The organism is Pseudomonas sp. B6002, assembly GCF_013385985.1.
Taxonomy (GTDB): domain Bacteria; phylum Pseudomonadota; class Gammaproteobacteria; order Pseudomonadales; family Pseudomonadaceae; genus Aquipseudomonas.
In genome coordinates, this window is sequence record NZ_JACAOY010000006.1 from 702,933 (window position 1) to 721,819 (window position 18,887).

25 protein-coding genes are annotated in these 18,887 nt (G+C 58.8%); 6 read left to right on the forward strand and 19 right to left on the reverse strand.

Going from position 1 to position 18,887, the window contains the following annotated elements; all coding sequences use genetic code 11:
* From modB to HX792_RS10505, 4 genes are all read right to left on the reverse strand, one after another.
* On the reverse strand, positions 1-681 hold the full coding sequence (gene modB / locus HX792_RS10490) for a molybdate ABC transporter permease subunit (RefSeq protein ID WP_017734225.1): 681 nt from the start codon (positions 679-681) through the stop codon (positions 1-3).
* Positions 682-1,449, reverse strand: a complete 768-nt coding sequence (gene modA, locus HX792_RS10495) for a molybdate ABC transporter substrate-binding protein (protein WP_176996013.1) — start codon at positions 1,447-1,449, stop codon at positions 682-684.
* Between the two features lie 119 nt (positions 1,450-1,568).
* Positions 1,569-2,627 (reverse strand): nitronate monooxygenase family protein, encoded by a 1,059-nt coding sequence (locus HX792_RS10500; protein ID WP_176996014.1) that lies wholly within the window; start codon positions 2,625-2,627, stop codon positions 1,569-1,571.
* A gap of 109 nt (positions 2,628-2,736) precedes the next feature.
* Positions 2,737-3,615 (reverse strand): alpha/beta fold hydrolase, encoded by an 879-nt coding sequence (locus tag HX792_RS10505; RefSeq protein WP_176996015.1) that lies wholly within the window; start codon positions 3,613-3,615, stop codon positions 2,737-2,739.
* A 175-nt stretch (positions 3,616-3,790) separates the two neighbouring features.
* Here HX792_RS10505 and HX792_RS10510 point away from each other — a divergent pair, with 175 nt between their 5' ends.
* The gene (locus HX792_RS10510; RefSeq protein ID WP_176996016.1) at positions 3,791-4,384 is read left to right on the forward strand and encodes an ABATE domain-containing protein; all 594 of its coding nucleotides are present in this window, start codon (positions 3,791-3,793) and stop codon (positions 4,382-4,384) included.
* A 12-nt stretch (positions 4,385-4,396) separates the two neighbouring features.
* On the forward strand, positions 4,397-4,858 hold the full coding sequence (locus HX792_RS10515; RefSeq protein ID WP_176996017.1) for a GyrI-like domain-containing protein: 462 nt from the start codon (positions 4,397-4,399) through the stop codon (positions 4,856-4,858).
* Here HX792_RS10515 and ada read toward each other — a convergent pair.
* The 4 genes from ada to HX792_RS10535 all read right to left on the reverse strand — a co-directional run bounded on the left by ada (position 4,855) and on the right by HX792_RS10535 (position 7,147).
* Entirely contained in the window at positions 4,855-5,907 is a 1,053-nt protein-coding gene (gene ada, locus HX792_RS10520) for a bifunctional DNA-binding transcriptional regulator/O6-methylguanine-DNA methyltransferase Ada (protein WP_176996018.1), read from the reverse strand. The genes HX792_RS10515 and ada overlap by 4 nt on opposite strands.
* A 75-nt stretch (positions 5,908-5,982) precedes the next feature.
* On the reverse strand, positions 5,983-6,648 hold the full coding sequence (gene alkB / locus HX792_RS10525; RefSeq protein WP_176996019.1) for a DNA oxidative demethylase AlkB: 666 nt from the start codon (positions 6,646-6,648) through the stop codon (positions 5,983-5,985).
* Positions 6,649-6,651: 3 nt separating this feature from the next.
* Positions 6,652-6,819 (reverse strand): hypothetical protein, encoded by a 168-nt coding sequence (locus HX792_RS10530; protein ID WP_176996020.1) that lies wholly within the window; start codon positions 6,817-6,819, stop codon positions 6,652-6,654.
* Between the two features lie 25 nt (positions 6,820-6,844).
* Positions 6,845-7,147 carry a DUF1883 domain-containing protein gene (locus tag HX792_RS10535; protein WP_003191319.1) on the reverse strand — a complete coding sequence of 101 codons (303 nt, stop codon included), beginning with the start codon at positions 7,145-7,147 and terminating at the stop codon, positions 6,845-6,847.
* A gap of 213 nt (positions 7,148-7,360) precedes the next feature.
* On the opposite strand from HX792_RS10535, the gene HX792_RS10540 reads away from it, so the two are divergent.
* From HX792_RS10540 to HX792_RS10555, 4 genes are all read left to right on the forward strand, one after another.
* On the forward strand, positions 7,361-7,711 hold the full coding sequence (locus HX792_RS10540) for a hypothetical protein (RefSeq protein WP_176996021.1): 351 nt from the start codon (positions 7,361-7,363) through the stop codon (positions 7,709-7,711).
* Positions 7,712-7,886: 175 nt separating this feature from the next.
* Positions 7,887-8,534: a c-type cytochrome gene (locus HX792_RS10545; protein ID WP_176996022.1), complete on the forward strand. Its 648-nt coding sequence runs from the start codon at positions 7,887-7,889 to the stop codon at positions 8,532-8,534.
* Complete coding sequence (locus HX792_RS10550; protein ID WP_176996023.1) at positions 8,531-9,451, forward strand: c-type cytochrome; 921 nt, start codon at positions 8,531-8,533, stop codon at positions 9,449-9,451. The genes HX792_RS10545 and HX792_RS10550 overlap by 4 nt, the downstream gene beginning before the upstream one ends.
* Before the next feature lie 78 nt (positions 9,452-9,529).
* Positions 9,530-9,760 carry a hypothetical protein gene (locus HX792_RS10555; RefSeq protein WP_176996024.1) on the forward strand — a complete coding sequence of 77 codons (231 nt, stop codon included), beginning with the start codon at positions 9,530-9,532 and terminating at the stop codon, positions 9,758-9,760.
* 9 nt (positions 9,761-9,769) lie between these two features.
* Here HX792_RS10555 and HX792_RS10560 read toward each other — a convergent pair whose 3' ends face one another.
* The 11 genes from HX792_RS10560 to HX792_RS10610 all read right to left on the reverse strand — a co-directional run bounded on the left by HX792_RS10560 (position 9,770) and on the right by HX792_RS10610 (position 18,624).
* Complete coding sequence (locus HX792_RS10560) at positions 9,770-10,054, reverse strand: hypothetical protein (protein WP_176996025.1); 285 nt, start codon at positions 10,052-10,054, stop codon at positions 9,770-9,772.
* A gap of 133 nt (positions 10,055-10,187) precedes the next feature.
* Positions 10,188-11,153, reverse strand: a complete 966-nt coding sequence (locus HX792_RS10565; protein WP_176996026.1) for a fimbrial protein — start codon at positions 11,151-11,153, stop codon at positions 10,188-10,190.
* Between the two features lie 93 nt (positions 11,154-11,246).
* Positions 11,247-11,795: a fimbrial protein gene (locus tag HX792_RS10570; protein WP_176996027.1), complete on the reverse strand. Its 549-nt coding sequence runs from the start codon at positions 11,793-11,795 to the stop codon at positions 11,247-11,249.
* A gap of 11 nt (positions 11,796-11,806) precedes the next feature.
* The gene (locus tag HX792_RS10575) at positions 11,807-12,286 is read right to left on the reverse strand and encodes a fimbrial protein (RefSeq protein ID WP_176996028.1); all 480 of its coding nucleotides are present in this window, start codon (positions 12,284-12,286) and stop codon (positions 11,807-11,809) included.
* A gap of 13 nt (positions 12,287-12,299) precedes the next feature.
* Positions 12,300-12,794 carry a fimbrial protein gene (locus HX792_RS10580; protein ID WP_176996029.1) on the reverse strand — a complete coding sequence of 165 codons (495 nt, stop codon included), beginning with the start codon at positions 12,792-12,794 and terminating at the stop codon, positions 12,300-12,302.
* 10 nt (positions 12,795-12,804) lie between these two features.
* Positions 12,805-13,383, reverse strand: a complete 579-nt coding sequence (locus HX792_RS10585) for a fimbrial protein (RefSeq protein WP_176996030.1) — start codon at positions 13,381-13,383, stop codon at positions 12,805-12,807.
* A 21-nt stretch (positions 13,384-13,404) separates the two neighbouring features.
* Positions 13,405-14,166: a fimbria/pilus periplasmic chaperone gene (locus HX792_RS10590; protein WP_176996031.1), complete on the reverse strand. Its 762-nt coding sequence runs from the start codon at positions 14,164-14,166 to the stop codon at positions 13,405-13,407.
* Positions 14,163-16,772 carry an outer membrane usher protein gene (locus HX792_RS10595; protein WP_176996032.1) on the reverse strand — a complete coding sequence of 870 codons (2,610 nt, stop codon included), beginning with the start codon at positions 16,770-16,772 and terminating at the stop codon, positions 14,163-14,165. The genes HX792_RS10590 and HX792_RS10595 overlap by 4 nt, the downstream gene beginning before the upstream one ends.
* A gap of 19 nt (positions 16,773-16,791) precedes the next feature.
* Positions 16,792-17,343: a fimbrial protein gene (locus HX792_RS10600; RefSeq protein WP_176996033.1), complete on the reverse strand. Its 552-nt coding sequence runs from the start codon at positions 17,341-17,343 to the stop codon at positions 16,792-16,794.
* Positions 17,344-17,393: 50 nt separating this feature from the next.
* Positions 17,394-17,915, reverse strand: coding sequence for a fimbrial protein (locus HX792_RS10605; protein ID WP_256349829.1), 522 nt, complete (start codon positions 17,913-17,915; stop codon positions 17,394-17,396).
* A gap of 523 nt (positions 17,916-18,438) precedes the next feature.
* A complete protein-coding gene (locus HX792_RS10610) occupies positions 18,439-18,624 on the reverse strand; it encodes a hypothetical protein (RefSeq protein ID WP_029294643.1) in 186 nt (61 codons plus the stop codon).
* Positions 18,625-18,887 lie beyond the last annotated feature (263 nt).

Genomic DNA, 18,887 nt, shown 5'->3' on the forward strand with positions numbered 1-18,887 from the left:
TCAGCTCCAGCCCATCTTGGTTTTACGGCTGGAGTACAACGCCAGCAACACGAGGAACGCGAACACCACCATGGAGCCGGCGAGCCAGTGGGCCTGGGCATATTCCATGGCCTCGACATGGTCGTAGATCTGCACCGAGACCACGCGGGTTTTGTCGGGAATGTTGCCGCCGATCATCAACACCACGCCAAACTCACCGACGGTGTGGGCAAAGCCGAGAATCGATGCGGTGATGAAGCCGGGCCGGGCCAGGGGTAGGATCACCGTGAAAAACGTGTCCCACGGGTTGGCGCGCAAGGTCGCGGCCACTTCCAGGGGGCGCGTGCCGATGGCGGAAAAGGCGTTTTGCAACGGCTGCACCACAAACGGCATGGAATAGATCACCGAGCCAATCACCAGCCCGGCGAAGCTGAAGGTCAGGGTGCCCAGGCCCAGCCATTGGGTGAACTGGCCGAAGTAGCCGTTGGGGCCCATGGTCAACAGCAGGTAGAAGCCGATCACCGTGGGCGGCAGCACCAACGGCAAGGCGACGACCGCCCCGATGGGGCCGCGCCACCAGGAGCGGGTGCGCGACAGCCACAGGGCAATCGGAGTGCCGATGACCAGCAGGATCACGGTGGTCAGTGACGCCAGTTTGATGGTCAGCCAGATAGCGGAAAAATCGGCACTCGACAGGGGCATTTACAGCTCGTAACCGTAGGATTTGATAACCGCGGCAGCTTTTGGCCCTTTGAGGTATTCAACCAGTGCCTTGGCAGCGGCGCTGTCTTTGCCCTTGTTGAGGATCACCGCGTCTTGTTTGATCGGGTCGTGCATCGAAGCTGGCACGATCCAGGCCGAGCCGCTGGTGACTTTGCCGTCTTTGTAGATCTGCGACAAGGCCACGAAGCCCAACTCGGCATTGCCGGTAGAGACAAACTGATAGGCCTGGGTGATGTTCTGGCCCTCGACGATCTTGTCCTTGACCTTGTCGGTCAGGCCTTCTTTGGCCAGCACTTGGGTGGCGGCCAGGCCGTAAGGCGCAGCTTTCGGGTTGGCGATGGAGAGGTGTTTGAATTCGTTCTTCTTCAGCACGTCGCCTTTGGCGTCCACGTAGCCTTCCTTGGCCGACCACAGCGCCAAGGTGCCGACGGCGTAGGTGAAGCGCGAGCCCTTGACGCTGTCGCCTTCGGCCTCGAGTTTCTGCGGGGTGGTGTCGTCGGCGCTCAGGAACACTTCGAACGGTGCGCCGTTCTTGATCTGGGTGTAGAACTGCCCGGTGGCACCGTAGGCGGCGACCAGCTTGTGGCCGGTGTCTTTCTCGAAGTCGGCGGCGATGGCCTGGATCGGTGCGGTGAAGTTGGCGGCCACGGCCACCTGTACTTCATCGGCCTGGGCCGAACCGAACGCGAAGGCGGCAATCAGGGTAGCCAGGGCCGTGGGGGCCAGGCGTGAGGCGCGAATCATCATGAAGCAGCTCCTTGGGGGTTGTACGGCTTGTTATAGGTAGAAGGCTTAACCGCTATGTATGGGAATATATAGCGGTTGGCCATTGCCGGTACAGTGCAAAGTTGCCCCAAGTGTCAGAACTATTTGAGCTTGGCCAACGCCTGCTCGGCCAGTTGACGTGTCAGGTCATACGTGGAGATATCCTTGCCCAGGCGCAGCGCCTGGCCCGACCACAGGTTGCTGAAACCCGCTTCATCCTTGGCCTTGAGGGGCATCAGGGCGCCACCGGATGTGGGGAAGGCCGGCGCTGCCGGGTTGATCGCGCCCAGTTCACGCATCACCCGGTTGACGATGCCCCGTGCCGGGCGGCCGGTGAACAGGTTGGTCAGCGCGGTTTCGCTGGCCTGGGCATGGCGCAGCGCGTAGTGATGGGACGCGGTGACATTGGCCTCCGGGGTAAACAGGTACGCGGTGCCGATCTGCACCGCCGAGGCGCCCAGGGCGAAGGCCGCGACGATACCGCGGGCGTCACCGATACCGCCTGCGGCAATCACCGGTACGGCGACGGCGTCGACAATTTGCGGTAACAGGGCGAACAAACCGATCTGGGTATTGAGGTCGTCACTCAGGAACAGGCCGCGATGGCCGCCTGCTTCAATGCCCATGGCGATGATTGCATCGCAGCCGTGTTGCTCCAGCCAGATCGCTTCTTCCACCGTGGTCGCTGACGATAGCACCTTGGCGCCGGTGGCTTTTACCCGGTCCAGCAAGGCTTTTTCCGGCAGGCCGAAGTGAAAGCTGACGACCTCGGGGCGGAATTCTTCCACTACCTGGCAAGCAGCCTCGTTGAATGGCGCGCGGTTGGACACCGGGGTTGGCGCATCAAAATCGGCGCCCAATTCGCGGTAGTAGGGTTCCAGCAATGCCTTCCAGCGACGGTCACGGGCCTCGTCGGGCGCCGGTGGCTGGTGACAGAAGAAATTCACGTTGATGGGCCGCGTGCTGGCCTGGCGGATGGTAGTTAACCCCTCGCGCAGCTGCTCGATGCTCAAGGCTGCGGCGGGCAGTGAACCCAGTGCGCCGGCGTTGTTCGCAGCGATCACCATGGCGGTGGTCGTGCCCACGGCCATGGGGGCCTGGATGATGGGCAGGTCGATGCCCAGCAGGTCAAGAATGCGCGTGTCTGGCCAGGTGCTCATGGGGTGCGTCTCCAGCGTGAGTAAGACTTTTCGCTGTTTTAACAGGGCCCCTGGCACCCGGCCAGTCTGTTTTATTCACTGGACGAAGGCGGTGTTTCGTGCCGTGCCATCAGTCGATGGCCTGCCCCAGTACGGCGTGAATGCGCTGAGCAATGTGGGCCGCATGGGTTTCCAGGGCAAAGTGGCCAGTGTCCAGTAACTCGACCACGGCGTTGGCGTTGTCACCCGCGTAGGCGTGGGCGCCCGGTGGAATGAAGAAGGGGTCGTTCTGGCCCCAGATCACCAGCGTTGGCACCTGGGTGGCCTTGAAGAACGCCTGGAACGCCGGGTACAGCGTGAGGTTGTTGCGATAGTCGAGGAACAGGTCGAGCTGGATCTCATCGTTGCCTGGGCGCTGCATCAACAGCACGTCCAGCATGTACGATTCCGGCGCGACCAGCTCGGGCTGGCTGACACCGTGCAGGTACTGATAGCGCGTGCCTTCCAGGCTGATCACTGCATGGCGGATCACTTCGCGATTGGCCTGGGTCGGCTCGGCCCAGTATTGGCGGATCGGTGCCCAGGCATCCCCCAGGCCTTCGAGGTAGGCGTTGCCGTTTTGCGAGACCAGCGCACTGACCCGCTGCGGGTGCGCCACGGCCAATCGCAGCCCGACCGGAGCACCGTAGTCAAAGACGTACAGGGCGTAGCGGCTCAATTTAAGCGCATCGACAAAATGCCCGACGGTCACGGCCAGGTTGTCGAAGCTGTAGTGGTAGTCACGCTCGGCAGGCACCTCGGTGAAGCCAAAACCTGGCAAATCCGGTGCGATCACCCGGTAGCGGTTGGCGAGCAGGGGGATCAGGTCGCGGTACATGTGGGACGAGCTGGGAAATCCGTGCAGCAGCAACATGACCGGAGCCGCCGGGTCGCCGGCCTCACGGTAGAACATGCGCACGCCATCGACATCGACGTGCTGGTAGCGAATCACAGGGGCTTGGATAGACATGATGAGGGCGCCTTTAGTAACTTGATAAGATGCGTTTACGGGTTACCGTTTTTTAAAGCTGCGCTCAATTATGTAACCTGTCAACATGATTATTCGGGTTAGCTTTTCGTCGTTTGTAACTACCCATCCTGCTGGTTAGCGGTTACTATCGCGTTATATTCAAGAGGATCCCCCCATGGCCATCACCGCCCCCCCAGCCGTCCCTGACGAGCCCTATGTCCTGGCCGATGACCCGGTGCTGGACATGCTCAACACCCTGGCCAACATCGACGGCGTGCCGTGGGATTTCTGGCAAACCGATGCCGATGTGGAGCGTTGGCTGGTGCGCTTGCAATGGGTCGAGGAGGGCAGTGTTCCCGAGTTTGAAGCCGGCACCTTGCTGAACGCGGCGCGGCAGCTGCGTGAAGTGATTCGTGAGTTGGTAAAGCTGCGCAAGGACGACCAGCCCGGTAACCCGGCCGCCCTCAACAGTTTCCTGCGCAAGGCGGTCAGCCATCCGCAACTGGTGTGGCCGGCGTCGGGGGCACCGCAGTTGGAACGCCAGCGCAAACAGCAGACGGCCGAACAATTTCTGTCGCCGATTGCCGAGGCAGCGGCTAATTTATTGGTGGCGGGCGATTTCACCCTGATTCGCCGCTGTGAACACCCGGAATGCATCCTGTGGTTTTATGACCGGACCAAGGCCCACAAACGCCGCTGGTGCAGCATGGCGTTGTGCGGCAACCGGCATAAGGTCGCCGAATTCCGCAAACGAAAACTCAAGCTTTAAAAGGAGAAGGCTTTGCACGTCACCAAGGAACAACTGAAGGCAGCATTCACCGTGTCGGGTCTGAAGGTTCGCACACGTAATGCCGATGAATCGCAGCCAGCGAGCGCAAGAATCGGCCCGATGTGGCAGCGGTTTTACAGTGAAGGGTTGTACGAGGCGATCCCCGGCAAACAACCGGGCTCACCGGTCTACGGGGTTTACAGCGGCTATGAGTCCGATGCCAGCGGTCTGTTTGATGTGACCGCAGGTGTCGCGACAGGCGCCCCCGCATCGGGATTTGAAAGCCTGGTCATCCAGCCGGGGGATTACCTGGTATTTGAAGCACGCGGGCCGATGCCCCAGGCGATTATCACCGCCTGGCAGCAGATCTGGGCGTATTTCGAGCAACCTGACGTGCCAGCCCGTGCGTTTGTCACGGACTTCGAGGCTTATCAGGGCCCTGACCTGGCGTTCATCCATATCGGCATTCGCTAGGCTTCGGACGGGCTTTCCCGCTCCAGCAGCTGCCGTTTGCGTTCCACGCCCCAGCGGTAGCCCGACAGGTCGCCATTACTGCGCACCACACGATGGCAGGGAATGGCGACCGCCAGGCTGTTCGCGCCACAGGCCTGGGCCACGGCCCGAAAGGATTTGGGCGCGCCGATCTGCTGGGCAATTTGCGCGTAACTGGCAGTGCTGCCCACCGGAATGGTGCGCAGCGCCTGCCATACCCGCTCCTGAAAGGCCGTACCACGCAGGTCCAGGGGCAAGTCCAGCCCCAGGGCGGGTGCTTCGATAAAGCCGACGACCTGGGCGATCACTTGTTCAAAGTGTGGATCAGCCCCCACCAGCTCGGCCTTGGGGAATTGGTCCTGCAGGTCGCGCACCAGTTTGTCCGGGTCGTCTCCCAGCAGAATCGCGCACACGCCGCGAATACTCTGTGCCACCAGAATCGCGCCCAGTGAGCACTGGCCCACGGCAAACAGGATTTCGCTGTTGGTGCCGCCAGCCCGGTAATCGCTGGGTTTCATGCCGAGCAGTTGGTCGGCAGACTCATAAAAGCGGCTGTTGGAATTGAAGCCTGCGTCATACAGTGCGTCCGTCACCGAGTGCTGGCCTTTGAGGCTGTTGCGTACTTTGCGCGAACGGTGTGCGCTGGCGTAACCCTTGGGTGTGAGCCCGGTCACTGCCTTGAATACACGGTGAAAATGGAAAGGGCTCAGCGCGGCTTGTTGGGCCAGTGTTTCCAGGTCGGGTGGTGTCTCGGCTTGCTCGATCCGCCGGCAGGCGTCGGCGACCAGCCGGGCATGGTGCTGGGCAACTTGAGTCTGGTCCCCTGCGGCCCTTTTGCTGGGGCGATAACCCGCCGCTTCGGCTTGCGCGCTGGTGTCGAAAAACTCGATGTTTTCCGGGCGCGGTAGCCGCGAAGAACTGCTGGGGCGGCAATACACGCCGGTGGTTTTCACGCCGTAGACAAACAGCGCGTCGGCCTTGGGGTCGCGGGCCACGATGGCGGCCCAGCGGGGATCTTGTTCGTTGCTCATGGCCAGCACTCTTGACGGTTCATGGGCAGGTTAGCGGGGCTTACCGTTCCTGGCACTCTGAACCTTGCGGTCAAATCAGCCTGCGGTACGAAACGTCAGGTTGATGCGTTGCGGCCCCATGATGGGATGCGTGCCTTCCTTGATCGGCATCACACCGTGAAAACGCAGGCGGTCGACGCCACCCCAGACCACCACATCACCATGGAACAGCGAGATTTTCTGGGTCTTGTCGCTGCGCTCATGGCCACCGAACAGGAAGATTGCTGGCAAACCCAGGGACACGGACACCACCGGGGCGTCGTAGCGGCGCTCGTTTTTGTCCTGATGCAGCGACATCTTGGCGCCCGGCACATACCGATTCATCAGGCAGGCATCGGGGGCAAAATCGGGGAACCCGGCCTCGGCGGCCGCCTGTACGGCCAGTTGGCGCAACGCCTCGGGCAAGGCGGGCCAGGGTTGCTGGCTGCGTGGGTCAAGCGGGCTATAACGGTAGCCACTGGTGTCCGTCGTCCAGCCCAGTTCGCCGCAACTGCTCAGCGCCGCCGACATGGTAAAGCCACCGGGTGTGGTCATTTTACGAAAGGGTGACTGGGCCAGGATGCGACGAAGTTCAGGCAGAAGGCGATCGATCCAGGGCAGGGCGTGGCCTCTGAGCACGTAGGACTCTGCGCCAATCTGTTCGCGCCCTGCGGGTTGTTGCAGGGCGCCATCAGCAAACAGATCGGCAGTAGGGCCGGGCATGGCTTACAGCGCCTTGCTCACGTTGATGTCGGTAATTTCATCGGTGGTGTCGTGAATTTTAGCCAGGGCTTGCTTGGCTTCTTCTACGCTGTTGCTCTGCAGTTGCGCGAATTCGAAGCGACGTTCGCCGTTGAGTTTGTATTTGATGACGTATTTGGTCGTGGTGTTCACAGCGGTTTCCTGTCGAATATGCGGATCAGCTCAGCTTGGAGCTGGTGCGACGGACGATGCGGATCTTGTGGGACAACGCAGGTTTGCGGGTGACACTGATGGCGCGGCGTGTGACCACGTCCAGGGTAATGTTCCAAAAACCGGTGCTGGGTGCGGTGATCTTGGCTGGGAACTTGTCGAAGGCGCCGCCGTGGTAGGTGTGACGCCCACCGTTTTTGAAGCTGCGAAAATTCGCATCGCTCATCAGACGGATATTACAGGTCTGCGAGCATTCGATGACGACAATGTCTCCCTCGTTGAGGTGCTCACGCTGGTGGATGAATTTCATGAGGGTGTCTCCAGAAGGGCTTTTTCTGAAAAATCAGAATGATACGTAGGTTAAGATAGAGTTTATCAGCCCCAGCGCGTTTATTATCGGGCCGTCGTCGACGACTTCGACAATTTAAAACAGTTATTTACCGAGTTATCAGGGATAAATCCTACTTTGGCGGGAGAAAATTACCATCCCCGCTGTCGTAGGGTCTTTATCGGAGGTTTTTGTATGAAGTGGAGTGTGTTGGTTCTGGCCTTGGCAATAGGTGGGTGTGCTTCGGTTGCAGATATCAAGCAGACCCCGCCGACGTTGTCGGTCATTTCCGGGAAGAAACCACAGGAATATGCGGCCTGTGTCGTGCGTAAGTTGTCGACGACTCGCCGGCCTCCACAGATCGAGCCCCACAAGGATGGTGTGCAGGTGATTGTGCCGCAGAAGTATTCGGCTGACCCTTCGGCGATCTTCGAGATTGAAGAGCGCTCCAGCGGTAGCAGCATCAAGCTCTACGAGAGCATGGCCAATGTGCCGATTCGCCCAGGTGATGTGAAAAAAGCCGGAGAGGATTGCATTTCCGGCTGATTGCCCGCGTTTCACCCATGCGCCAACATCCGATAAAAAGCCCGGCCCCACAACAGCGGGGGCCGGGCTTTTTAATGCGTGAGTTTTGACGGTTGTCGTCAGCAGATCATTACCCTACCATTTGTAGGCTTATGCGCTTAAGGCCTAAGCATATAACTATAAGAATGGAGTCGTGATGATGTCGTTTGAGCGAGTTCTACTGGGAGGTGCGCTGCTGTTGCTATTGGGCAACGCGCATGCGCTGGATGGTAAAAAGATATTCAACGAAGGCGGGTCACAGCCAGGCGCGATGCCCTGTGTCGCCTGCCATGGCGCTGACGGGTTGGGCATGGCCGCTGCGGGCTTCCCGCGATTGGCAGGGTTGCCGGCCGAGTACGTGCGCAAGCAGCTGGCAGATTTCAGCAGCGGGGCACGCAGCAATCCGGTGATGCAGCCGCTGGCGAAAGCCCTGACCGAGGCGGAAATTTCTGCACTGAGCCAAGCTCTGGCGGCGATGCCTGCACCCGCGCCCGCAACCGTGCACCGCAGCGAAATGCCGAGTACAGCTGCGCAAAAACTTGCGTTGCAAGGTGCATGGGAGCGCGAGGTTCCTGCGTGTGTCAGTTGCCACGGCCCGGCAGGTGTAGGTGTGGGGAGAGCGTTCCCGCCGTTGGCCGGTCAGCCGGCCGCCTATCTCACCGCGCAATTGGTCGCCTGGCAGACCGGCGCGCGGCGCAATGACCCCAATGACCTGATGGGCCATATCGCCAAGGCGCTGACCCCGGAAGAAGTGCAGGGTGTCGCGCAGTATTTCGCGTCGCTGCAGCAGGAGGTCAAGCCATGAAGCCCTTTATGTTTGCGCCTGTATTCGGCTGGCTGATTGCACTGCCGACGCATGCGGCGACGATCGCCATGGAAGACCAGTCGCAGTTGCACCCCGCCGCATCGCCAGTCTCCGCCACGTTCCAGCCACCTCAGGAAAGCGAGTTGCCCGACAACGCCTACGGCAAGCTGGTCAGGCAGGGTTACGCCTTGTTTGTGGACACCAAACGGCTGGCACCGCAATTTGTCGGCAATGGCCTCAACTGCAGCAACTGCCACCTGGACCAGGGACGGCTGGCCAATTCGGCACCGCTGTGGGGCGCTTACCCGATGTACCCGGCCTATCGAAAGAAGAACGACAAGGTCAATACCTTTGCCGAACGCTTGCAAGGCTGTTTCCAGTTCAGCATGAACGGTGGCACACCACCTGCGGCGGACAGCCCCGAAGTTACCGCGCTGTCGGTGTACGCCTATTGGCTGGCCAGCAAGGCGCCTTTGGGTGTCGAGCTGCCAGGACGTGGGTATCCGGATGTGGCGCAGCCCGCCAAAGGCTACAGCCTGGCTAGGGGAGCAGAGGTGTACAAAGACCAGTGTGCGGTGTGCCATGGCGCCGAAGGGCAGGGGCAGAAGGTTGGCGACAGCTACGTCATGCCACCGTTGTGGGGCAAAGACTCCTACAACTGGGGCGCAGGCATGCACCGTATCAATACGGCGGCGTCCTTCATCAAGCACAACATGCCGCTGGGCAAGGGGGGCAGCCTGAGTGATGAGCAGGCCTGGGATGTGGCGGCCTACCTCAACAGCCACGAACGGCCGCAAGACCCACGGTTGATCGAGGGCTCGATTGAGAAAACCCGTGTGAAGTTTCATGCCAATGACGGCGTCAATCTGTACGGGCAAACCGTTGAAGGCGTGCTGATCGGGCAGGGCATCCGTTAAACTGTCGGGTAATGCATACAAAAATGCCGCGCAACCTTAAGGGTTGCGCGGCATTTGTCTTTAGATCGGGAAAATCTCATGAAACGTGAACACGTCAGGGCGCGCCATGCCGACGGCCAGATCTCAGCCACCCATGTCATCCAGAACCCGGCTGACTTGGGTGAGTGGATCGTGTTTTTCAAGAAGAGCGGCGGCCGCAGTTACTTCCTGGTGGACGACCAGGACGAGGTGGAATCATTTGCGCGACTGGATGAGCTGATCGAAACCCTGCGCGGGCTGGGCATCAAGTTCGCTGAAATCCACCTATAGCCCTAGGGCTTACTTGCAGACCACCACCACGCTGCGGGTTTTGTAGTTGCCCACGTCCTTGCCCAGGGTCTTTTCGTCCTCTTTGAGTGAAGGCGTGCCTTCGGTGCCGACGATGCGGTAACCGGTGCCGGCGCAGGAAGCATCTGCCTTTTCATAGCAACTGGCCCAGGAGTTGGCTTCGCCGGAGCAGTCGATGGTCAGGCCTTGCTCGCCGTTTTTCAGGTACGTGTCGGAAGTGGTGGTGCATCCGGTCATCAGGACCATTACTGCAGCCAGCGTCAGTATCTTGTTCATGGTGGGGTCGTCGTCGAGGTGGAGGGGCGCTGACACTGTCGTGGGGCGGTTGTGCGAGATTATAGCCATCTGCCAGATACGCAGTCTCCAGAATAAACGCCTTCGACTGCGCAGCTTCGGCCGTTGATGGGCGTTACGGCACGCCCATCACCAGTACACCACTGCCGCTGACGGCGCCGGCAGCGGGCAGCGACCCATTGCGCCGCACCAGGGAGAACGTCACATCGTCCCCGCCCGTACTGTTGGTTATCTGGGTCCTGAATGAACCGTTGACCTGGACGGCCGACCCCGCGCGCACCATCGCCGTACCCACGTCGCTGTTGGTCATTCTTAGTAGGCGCGAATCAAAAGAGGAGGGCGTGCCTTTGTAGGTAATAGTGATGGGCAGGGTGACCCCGCCGTTCGGGCAGGAGTAAGTCAGCCTGCGATTAGTGCGAATGGAACTGGTCAGCGGGTCGGTGCCTATCGCGCGTTGATGGACGTTGCCGAAATCCACCACGATTGGGCTGTTGTTATTGATCGTGCAGGTCGACGGTGAAACGGTGAAGTTGTTACTGGCGCTGTAGGTCAGGGTGAGTTGCGCCGAGCCACTTCCCGTATTGTTGGTCTGGACCATGCGCAGGATCCCGAGGGTGTCGCCTATGCGAATATCAATAGGGTTTCCCGGCGTGCTGCGCATCAAAATATAAGGCGCTATATCGATGGGATAAGTGATTGCATTGTCAGGCATGGTAGAGGCCAGAATGCCGATTGGAACCGGGGTATTGCGAAATACGCCGTTGATTCGCAAGCCCGTACCTTCAGAAGCGAATTTTGGACCGGGCGTCCAGGGTGAACCGTTGCCCGTTGACCAGTAGTCGATGCCTGCGGACGGGGTCTGAGGGCCAATGGTGTAGCGGCATTCGAGCCGGGCACCTTCGAGCATTATTCGGTTTTGCGCAGTGTCCAGCCGCACGTTTACGGGCACCTGCAGGTTGATCGCTCCACCCCCTCCGACACTGATCCACCCTCCGCCATTCACGCGGCAATCTACTGCTCTTGCAGTCGTACTCACACCGATGAGGACAAGCAGCGCCATGGCGCCATAAAGTTGTTTCATGTTGATCTCTTCTTTTCTCTGCCAGGGCGCGCTTGAACCAACTCTCGGTCGTGTTAAGCCGCTTGGGAGAAATGTTGGGTTTGTCTGAGGCTGTTACGGATAGTCCAGCGTAAACGTCGAAGTCACCGTGTACCCGCCGTGCCCAATGGTTTGATCCCTGATCGCATCCGGTTCGCCCTGCACATAGGCTTTGAGCTCAATCACGTTGCTGCCAGTGCTCAGTACCTGTTTGTCGCTGACGGTATTGACGGGTAACAGCTTGTTGTTTGCCGTCTCGATACCAAGCCCGATGCCGGTGGCGGCGCTGCCGCCGTCCAGCGCGAACAGTCCGGGCAGCCGCGTGTTTTCCGCGCCGCCGAGCAGGATAGTGACTGAGTCTCCAATCGCGGTATCACAGTTCTCCAGATGCACCTTGAACCCCTTGCCCTGCGTGCGCGTGTTGAGGTAAAGGTGCTTGCTGGTCACGTCCCAGAGTTCCAATGTGATCGCATCGTCACCCGGGCGGATCGTGCACGCCTCTTCAACCAGGTTGCCCTTGAAACTCAGGTTGTCTGCAGCATTCCCCTCGGCCGTCAACCCGGAGGTCAGCAGCAACGCCAGCCAGGCACAGGCCCACCTTTTTTGATCCATTTCGTGTCGCATAGACGTGGTTCCTACTGGTATTCAGCCAACAGCGTGGCCACCGCTGCAAACCGCGCAGGGGGCAGCGTTGCACCGGGTTGTTTGACGGGCACGACTTCCAGTGTCGGCGGTGTCGAGAGGACAATGTCCATTGGCGTATTGAGTGAAAACGGCAGGTTGTTCTGAAAGACCCGGATACCCAGCGCCGGCACATTGGTCTGTGCCGCGGCTCCATCAAATGCCGTGGGTGTGCCGTTGACGCTTAACCTAAGGGCCCAAGGAAGGGTGGCCGGGCCGCAGTTGATGGTGTAAGGGACCGACCTGCGGTACTTCACACCGTCGACGCGCTTTACGGCCACATCGCCAAAGTCCACTTCAATCGTGTTGCCTGCATCAATGGTGCAAGGCGGCGGTTCGTTCAAGATTCCGCTGAACGTCAGGTTGGCCGATGCACCACCGCACAGGCCGACGGAGCACAAGGCGAGCAGCGCTCGCTGTTGCCAGCTTCTCATTGATCATTCCTTTTCATTGATAATCGACCACCAGGGTGGCGGTTGAATCAAATGCCCCTCCGGTCAGTTTGCTGCCTGCACGTTTCACCGGCACCGCCTGCACGACAGGGATATTTGGGTAGGTAAAATTCACGGCACGGTTCAGCGGCCAGACCGCACCATTGACGAACAGCTTCACGCCAAGATCGGCCTTGCGCGTCATGAGCACGGCACTGTCAAACGCCGCTCCCGTTCCCTTGAGCTCCAGCGTCAGCGCATTGCTGAAGGGGGAGTTGCAGGTGACGGTGTAAGGCACATCCCGACGGTAATTGACGCCGTCCACTCGCGACGTCAGCAGGTCATTGCCAAACGGCACATTGAGCGTGGTGCCGCTGTTGATGACACAGGGCGGAGGCGCAATGATGACCGCGCGAATGGTCAGGCTGGTCTCGGCCTGCACACCCTGGCAAACAGCCCATAGCAGGCTGCCTCCTATAAGAACGGCCCGGGGGCCAGTTGAGTTCGCCATCGTTGTGCCCTTACTCATAGTTGAGCCTGAAATCCACCACGGCCCGAAATGCCCCACTGGTTAGCTGGGCGGAGGTGCGTGTGGGCTGGACCTTCCACGTCTGGGTATTACTGCCCAGAGGAAGGAACAGAGGTTCGCCCCTTGAGCCCAGCTGTACATCGCGCCCCAAGGCATCGGTCAATTGCAGGCCCATTCCGCTGATGCCTTGTACTTTGACCAACCGGGGGTCATCGGCATCAGCCGGCGCATAAAACGCTACCGACACCACCGGCTGGAATGCGCTCCACACCAGGTTTCCCATGCGTTCACTGCGGATGCCGCCGGCTTTGCGTTGACAATCGGCAAAACGTAACTGGAACGCGATCGGGTTCGCCTGGTCGCCAGGGCGCTGCAATTGGCTGGTCGAAAAGGCCCCCAGATCGATGGCTTGATGCAGTGATGTCATTTCCAGGCTGCAAGGGGTTTCGTGCATGGACCCACTGATGTTCAGCATCCCGCTCATACCCTCGACATCATCCTCCTGAGCCTGTGCTCCCCCCATAGAGGTCAGCAGCAGAGCGCCCAGGACCTTCATGCTATGCAACTTCATGACGTTCTCCGGTGCCAGGCACTACTCATTAAGTGATGGTGCTTGCGCGTTGACCTTGCAGGTGTTGCCACTGCAGGTGAAAGCCATCAGTGGGCGTCCGCCGTAATCGTTCACATAGGCCAAATGCGGGGTTGCACCGAGCGCCTTGGCACTGGGCCCCAGGGCCAGCGAGCCTTTCGGGGGGATCATCAGCGGTTCAAAACCGGGCAAGGTTTTGCCGTCCTTGGCGCTGCGCGCATCGACCAGGGTGACGTAGTAGGGCGTCGGGTTGTTCACCTGGTAGCGCTCGCCTTCGCGAGTGAGGGTCAGCTTTTCCTGCCATGGGTTGGACAAGTCCTGCTGGGTTGGCGCAATGGCTTGCGGCCGATAGAACAATTTGATTCGGGTCTGCAGCGCGATTTGCAGGGTGTTGGGTTTGTCACTGCGTGGAGGGATTTCCCGCAAATTGAAGTAGTAGACCGTCTCTCGATCCTGCGGCAATGTCTTGGCGGCCGGTAAGGCCTGCACTTTCAGCTGGCTTTGTTTTCCCGGCTCCAACCGTTGGACCGGTGGCAACACGATCAAGGGGGACGTAATTTTTTTACCCGCCTCATCCTCAATCCACCCCTGGGCCAAATACGGCAATTGGGTGTTGTTGTTGGTGATATTCACGCTGGTAGCGTCTTTGCCACCATCAAAGATCACGCGGGTTCGGTCCAGGCCCACCGCAGCGTTGGCGTTGTGGCTCAAACCCAGCGCCAATAAGGTCAGGGCCTGACAGGTGAAACGTGTGTTGAGGTTCATGAGGATGTGTTCTCCGTTTTGGCACGCTTGCCGGTCAACGTCGCGGGCTCAGGTAAGGATTGATCAGCGGCCACCATCCGGCAGCCCAGTTGCAGGGCATCGCTCAAACCGTCGGCGGGCAACACGTCGGGGAGGTTGAGGATGCAGCGTTCGGTGCCCCCCCAGCTGACGACCATTTGTCCGCCGGCCTGGATGCCACTCAGGTACACGCTGCCGCCATCGTTCACGATGCCGGTGTCCTGTTGTTTTACGTTTTTCACGGTGGCGCCAAAGGGCGGTGAACTGCCATCGGGCAGGCGAAGAACGGCCATGGCTTTTTCACCAGCGATCACCTGGAGGGACCGGTAACCGATAGCACCTTCGGTGAGCGTCAGCTGTGTGACGGATTGAGTGGCTTCGACATTGCTCGGCAAGTTCTCCAGGTCGACGCTGGCGGCCGTGCGCAAATAGCTGGCTACGTCGACGATCACGGCTTTGCCGAAGGCGTTACTGCGGGTCGGCGTGCCGTAACCGCGCACGGGCACATCGGGTACACCGCCGGTATCAACCATCAGGCGGGTTCCGCCAGTACTGTTGGTGCGATGCAGTGCTGCGCCATGCGGCGTGAGCGTGCCACCGCCGCGAGCCGATACGCTGACTGTTGAGTAACCGCCTTCTTGCTTGCTTGCGGCCAGGTCAACGTCAGCCAAATTGCCGATATGATTCAAGTAGCCACTGGCGGACTTGTCGCTGGCGCTGATCTGGTAACTGTTGCGTTCATCCAGGCGATCGTTGTAGCGCGTGCCGAGGCTGTTCTTGCCTGACACTCGGTTGGCGTCCATCGACAGTGTGCCGGTGGGCCCAAACGGCAGGCTGATTGTCAACGAGACACCGTTGTTCTTGTAGTTGTAGTCTTGGGTGCGATGAAGGTTCAGGGATACGTTCAGGTTTTTGACGGTGCCTACATTGAAGTAGCGAGATGCCGACAGGTTCCAACGCTGGGTGGCCGAGCGCCCCCAGTAGGTTTGTTTGTTGTAGCTGGCGTACACCGTGGCCCCTAGGTCACGAAACTGCTTGTTCAGCGTCGCGGTATACAACGCCTTGCTATCACCGATCGGTCTCCAACTTTTCAGAAGGTCGCCGTTGGCGTCGCGCCCGGCGAGTTCGCCATTCATGCCGTAATGACGAGAGTCCAGGTATTCGCTCATGCTCAGGTAGTTCTTCTCGGAAAACCGATACCCAGCAAAGGTGACTTGGCTGTCGTACTCCTCGAAATGCTTGGAATATTGAAGGCGGTACGATTTGCCCGAGAGCGACTCACCCCATACTTGTGCACGAGATTGAGTGACATCCAGCGAGAGCGCACCGAAGGCCAACAAGTCGCGGCCAACCCCGGCAGACAGCGCGCCGTAGTTGTTATCCGTGATACCGCCGCCATACAGCGACCAGCCGTTACTGACACCCCACGAAAATTCACCCGTGCCAAAAAAGTCACCCTCGGCGCCGTAGTGCAGATTGGACGGACGCCCCGTCGCCACTTTGTAGCGAATATGCCCTGGTCGTGTGAGGTAAGGCACCCCAGCCGTATCGAACTGGAACGTCTGTACCGAGCCATCCTGCTCTTCCACCCGCACATCCAGGCGACCGGTCACGGCATCATTGAGGTCTTGAATGCGAAAAGGCCCCGCTGCGACCAACGTTTCATACAGCACGCGGCCTTGCTGGCTGATAATGACCTTGGCGTTGGTTTTGGCCACGCCCACCACCTCAGGGGCGTAACCACGCAAGTTGGGCGGCAACTGGCTTTCATCCGAATTGAGTGCGGCACCGGTGAAGCGGAAGCTGTCGAACAGATCCGAATACAGGTAGTTTTCACCCACAATCAATCGGGCCTGCAATTGCGGGATGGCGCGATAAGCGTAGTAACGGCTCCACTCCAGCCGCTGACGGCGCTCGGCCGAGTCCGCCCGGTCAGGGTCGACACGGCCTTGCCAATCAGCCCGCAAACGCCACGCACCGGCATTGGCCCCCACCGTTCCGTTACCACTGAAGTTGGTGCGGGCTCCGTCATCCTTCTGGTAGCCGGTTTGCGCCGTCATGTTGTAGTCAATCAGCAGGCCAGGCACTCCTTCGTCCCAGCGAGAAGGGGGGTCCCAATTAATGGCGCTGTATTCAAGATAAGCGTGGGGCAAATTAATATTGAGTGTGGAAGTTGCCAGGTCACCACTGACTTCCGCTCCGGTCAGCTCTTGAATATCCAGGCACTCACCCTGTTTCCACCAGTTGAGTTGTTCAATGCTTGAAGATTTCAACCCCAATTGCTCAACTATGCTTTGCGATAAGCAAGCCTGGCTCCCTTTAGGATCATCGTCGGGTGGGTAAAACGCGACGGACTGTTCTGCTATAGGTTGGTTGTTAATCTGTACGGTCATTGAATACGTGCCCGGCAGAATGAACCCGCTGCGTGAAAATTGGGACAAGTCAATGTTGGAGCGATCACTGAGATCAAGAACATCAGTATTGAATTCGATATCCCCAGCACCCAGTGCAGTCCCTGTCATGGATATCAAGCCGCCAAATACTAAACTTGGGCGTAATGTATTTTTTATCTTCGATGCATTCAGCATAAAAGCAACCCATTAATATTCAAAAGTATTCCAACCTGAATCGCACCGCGGCACTGTGCGCACCGGGTAATATCTGCAACCCATTGCCGACCAGGCGAAGCGTGTAGTTCAGTGTCATGTCACCTTCATTCAAGGGGTGTGGGGCCATGCGCTCGCCCGGGACACTTTCCTGGCCTGTGGAATCCCAAATATGAAACGCCACGCCTTGGGACAAACCTGTGGCAGCGAAGGAGCGACCGTCTCTGTCAGGGGGGCCATCAAACGTCACCCGCAGATGTTCCCAATCAGGCAGGGTGGCGCCTGGGCGATTCGGATCAGGGCGGGTCAATGAACAATTGACCAGGCGCAGTTGAAAGGGGTGTGGCGCGCCCAGCGTATTTCGCAACAGCCGGCCGATGGGCTCGGGAGGCATTTCGATTGTCTGATCGACGCTGGACAGCTCCAGCCCGCAGGCGGAATCAATGATCTCTCCGCCCAACGTCACAATCCCGTCGCCTTGACCTTGGGCAAGTACGTGACCGATGGACATCATCAGTGAACTGGTAATAGCGAGGTTTTTGAATGTTTTCACCGTTATCTCCCGCCAGTTCCCCCCGCCGCTGTGATGGCGGGGGGGAATACTCACTGATAAGCCAGGGTGAAATTGGTGACTGCGGTGAAATCACCGGGGACGACGTCGCCCGTGGCCGCACCCTGTACATAGGCACCGAATTCCAGGGTGTTTTCACCGGCGACAATGGCCTGCGGGCGCGTCGGCGTACCCAGCGCGATAGGCGCGCCACCATGGGTCATCATGATGCCGATGTTGCCCGCGCCCCCGACGGTGCCGATCGCACCAGGAACCACGGTCGATGGCGCCGCCGTGAAGGTGGTCGTTACCGTGTTGTCGGTAAGGCCTGTCAGGTCGCAGCCTTCAAGTTCGATGCGTACAGGCCGGGCGCTGGATTTGCCTCCGGCTTGCAGTTGATGCTTTGCGATGGCCCCCAAGTTAACTGATTGATCTACGGATTCAGGCTTGATAGAACAGGCGCCAGAGTGAACCGAGCCGTAAAACGTAACGGTTCCATCCGCCGCTTGAACGGCAGGCATCGATCCCATCAACAGCCCGAGAGACAACAGCGCAGTTTTCATTTCAGTTTTCATTTGCAAAAACCCATCTATAAGTGAAAGTCATCAGTCAATCCCGTCACAGTTGCGTGCAGGACTTTCCAGGCATACTGCAAGGGTCGATACCATTGCGATGCTGGTATTAATGCTTCGGCCCCGCCCTCGACTGGAACGTGGAAAGTTTTAAGTTTTCCAACTAGTTGTATTGCCTGTTCAGGGTTTTTCCGAAGCCAGGCAATTGTCCGGTCTGAACTTTAAAAAGTAAGTCGCCGGATTCTCTTAGTTGCGTAGCCTGGATGTATCGGAATGTGTAGGTGGAATATGGCTATTTGCCAAAACTAAAGTTTTGGCTGTAGGATATTAACTACGCGGCAATTGTTGATTTGGGTTTATACGGTGTGTTAGTCGTAAGAATGGGATTACAGTTATGTGAATGCAATGGTGGCTCCTGCATTCATCTCAACTAAAGTTCGATGTTAGGCAAATAAGGTTTGGCGGTGAGAAGCGTGCGCGCACAAAAAAGCCCCGATCAACGGGGCTTTCTAGGTGGCCTTTAGGCTTACTTGCCTTTAGGTCGTTTGCTCGACGCGTGGCCTGCTTCATCCACGAACACTTCGGCCACTGCAATCGCCTGGCTTTCGGTCGCGAAAGCCCCGGCAACGCTGTCGCCGTGGAAGTTGATCAGGTGCCAGCCGTCTGCTCGCTTCGTGATCAAGTAGCCGTTTACGCCTTTTGGTTCGGACATCTATCAATCTCGTGGTCTGGTTCAAGCGGGCCATGATAGCGCCAAATGCCATGGGAAAGCGTAAGTTGTTGCAGGTCAGTGCTGCGCACCCAAAAGCATGCTAAAACGGTTGCAGCCCTTTAGATACAGGGGTAAAGGATGATTTTGCCGTGGTGCAAGTGAAGCTCTTCGTAGGATTAGCGGAACTTACGCCGACATTTTTTCTCTATGATGACATCGCAACGCCAGCAGGACCCATTGTAAGGTGACTGCGGCCTGATTAG

Excerpts from the sequence above, each read along its gene's own strand:
- modA (WP_176996013.1), bottom strand. The coding sequence starts at position 1,449 with ATGATGATTCGCGCCTCACGCCTGGCCCCCACGGCCCTGGCTACCCTG.
- HX792_RS10565 (WP_176996026.1), bottom strand. The coding sequence starts at position 11,153 with ATGAAACAACTTTATGGCGCCATGGCGCTGCTTGTCCTCATCGGTGTG.
- HX792_RS10510 (WP_176996016.1), top strand. The coding sequence starts at position 3,791 with ATGGCCATCACCGCCCCCCCAGCCGTCCCTGACGAGCCCTATGTCCTG.
- HX792_RS10585 (WP_176996030.1), bottom strand. The coding sequence starts at position 13,383 with ATGAAGTTGCATAGCATGAAGGTCCTGGGCGCTCTGCTGCTGACCTCT.
- HX792_RS10605 (WP_256349829.1), bottom strand. The coding sequence starts at position 17,915 with ATGAAAACTGAAATGAAAACTGCGCTGTTGTCTCTCGGGCTGTTGATG.
- HX792_RS10580 (WP_176996029.1), bottom strand. The coding sequence starts at position 12,794 with ATGGCGAACTCAACTGGCCCCCGGGCCGTTCTTATAGGAGGCAGCCTG.
- HX792_RS10505 (WP_176996015.1), bottom strand. The coding sequence starts at position 3,615 with ATGTCTATCCAAGCCCCTGTGATTCGCTACCAGCACGTCGATGTCGAT.
- HX792_RS10595 (WP_176996032.1), bottom strand. The coding sequence starts at position 16,772 with ATGCTGAATGCATCGAAGATAAAAAATACATTACGCCCAAGTTTAGTA.
- alkB (WP_176996019.1), bottom strand. The coding sequence starts at position 6,648 with ATGCCCGGCCCTACTGCCGATCTGTTTGCTGATGGCGCCCTGCAACAA.
- HX792_RS10560 (WP_176996025.1), bottom strand. The coding sequence starts at position 10,054 with ATGAACAAGATACTGACGCTGGCTGCAGTAATGGTCCTGATGACCGGA.
- modB (WP_017734225.1), bottom strand. The coding sequence starts at position 681 with ATGCCCCTGTCGAGTGCCGATTTTTCCGCTATCTGGCTGACCATCAAA.
- HX792_RS10500 (WP_176996014.1), bottom strand. The coding sequence starts at position 2,627 with ATGAGCACCTGGCCAGACACGCGCATTCTTGACCTGCTGGGCATCGAC.
- HX792_RS10550 (WP_176996023.1), top strand. The coding sequence starts at position 8,531 with ATGAAGCCCTTTATGTTTGCGCCTGTATTCGGCTGGCTGATTGCACTG.
- HX792_RS10555 (WP_176996024.1), top strand. The coding sequence starts at position 9,530 with ATGAAACGTGAACACGTCAGGGCGCGCCATGCCGACGGCCAGATCTCA.
- HX792_RS10610 (WP_029294643.1), bottom strand. The coding sequence starts at position 18,624 with ATGTCCGAACCAAAAGGCGTAAACGGCTACTTGATCACGAAGCGAGCA.
- HX792_RS10590 (WP_176996031.1), bottom strand. The coding sequence starts at position 14,166 with ATGAACCTCAACACACGTTTCACCTGTCAGGCCCTGACCTTATTGGCG.
- HX792_RS10535 (WP_003191319.1), bottom strand. The coding sequence starts at position 7,147 with ATGAAATTCATCCACCAGCGTGAGCACCTCAACGAGGGAGACATTGTC.
- HX792_RS10570 (WP_176996027.1), bottom strand. The coding sequence starts at position 11,795 with ATGCGACACGAAATGGATCAAAAAAGGTGGGCCTGTGCCTGGCTGGCG.
- HX792_RS10545 (WP_176996022.1), top strand. The coding sequence starts at position 7,887 with ATGATGTCGTTTGAGCGAGTTCTACTGGGAGGTGCGCTGCTGTTGCTA.
- HX792_RS10575 (WP_176996028.1), bottom strand. The coding sequence starts at position 12,286 with ATGAGAAGCTGGCAACAGCGAGCGCTGCTCGCCTTGTGCTCCGTCGGC.
- ada (WP_176996018.1), bottom strand. The coding sequence starts at position 5,907 with ATGAGCAACGAACAAGATCCCCGCTGGGCCGCCATCGTGGCCCGCGAC.
- HX792_RS10540 (WP_176996021.1), top strand. The coding sequence starts at position 7,361 with ATGAAGTGGAGTGTGTTGGTTCTGGCCTTGGCAATAGGTGGGTGTGCT.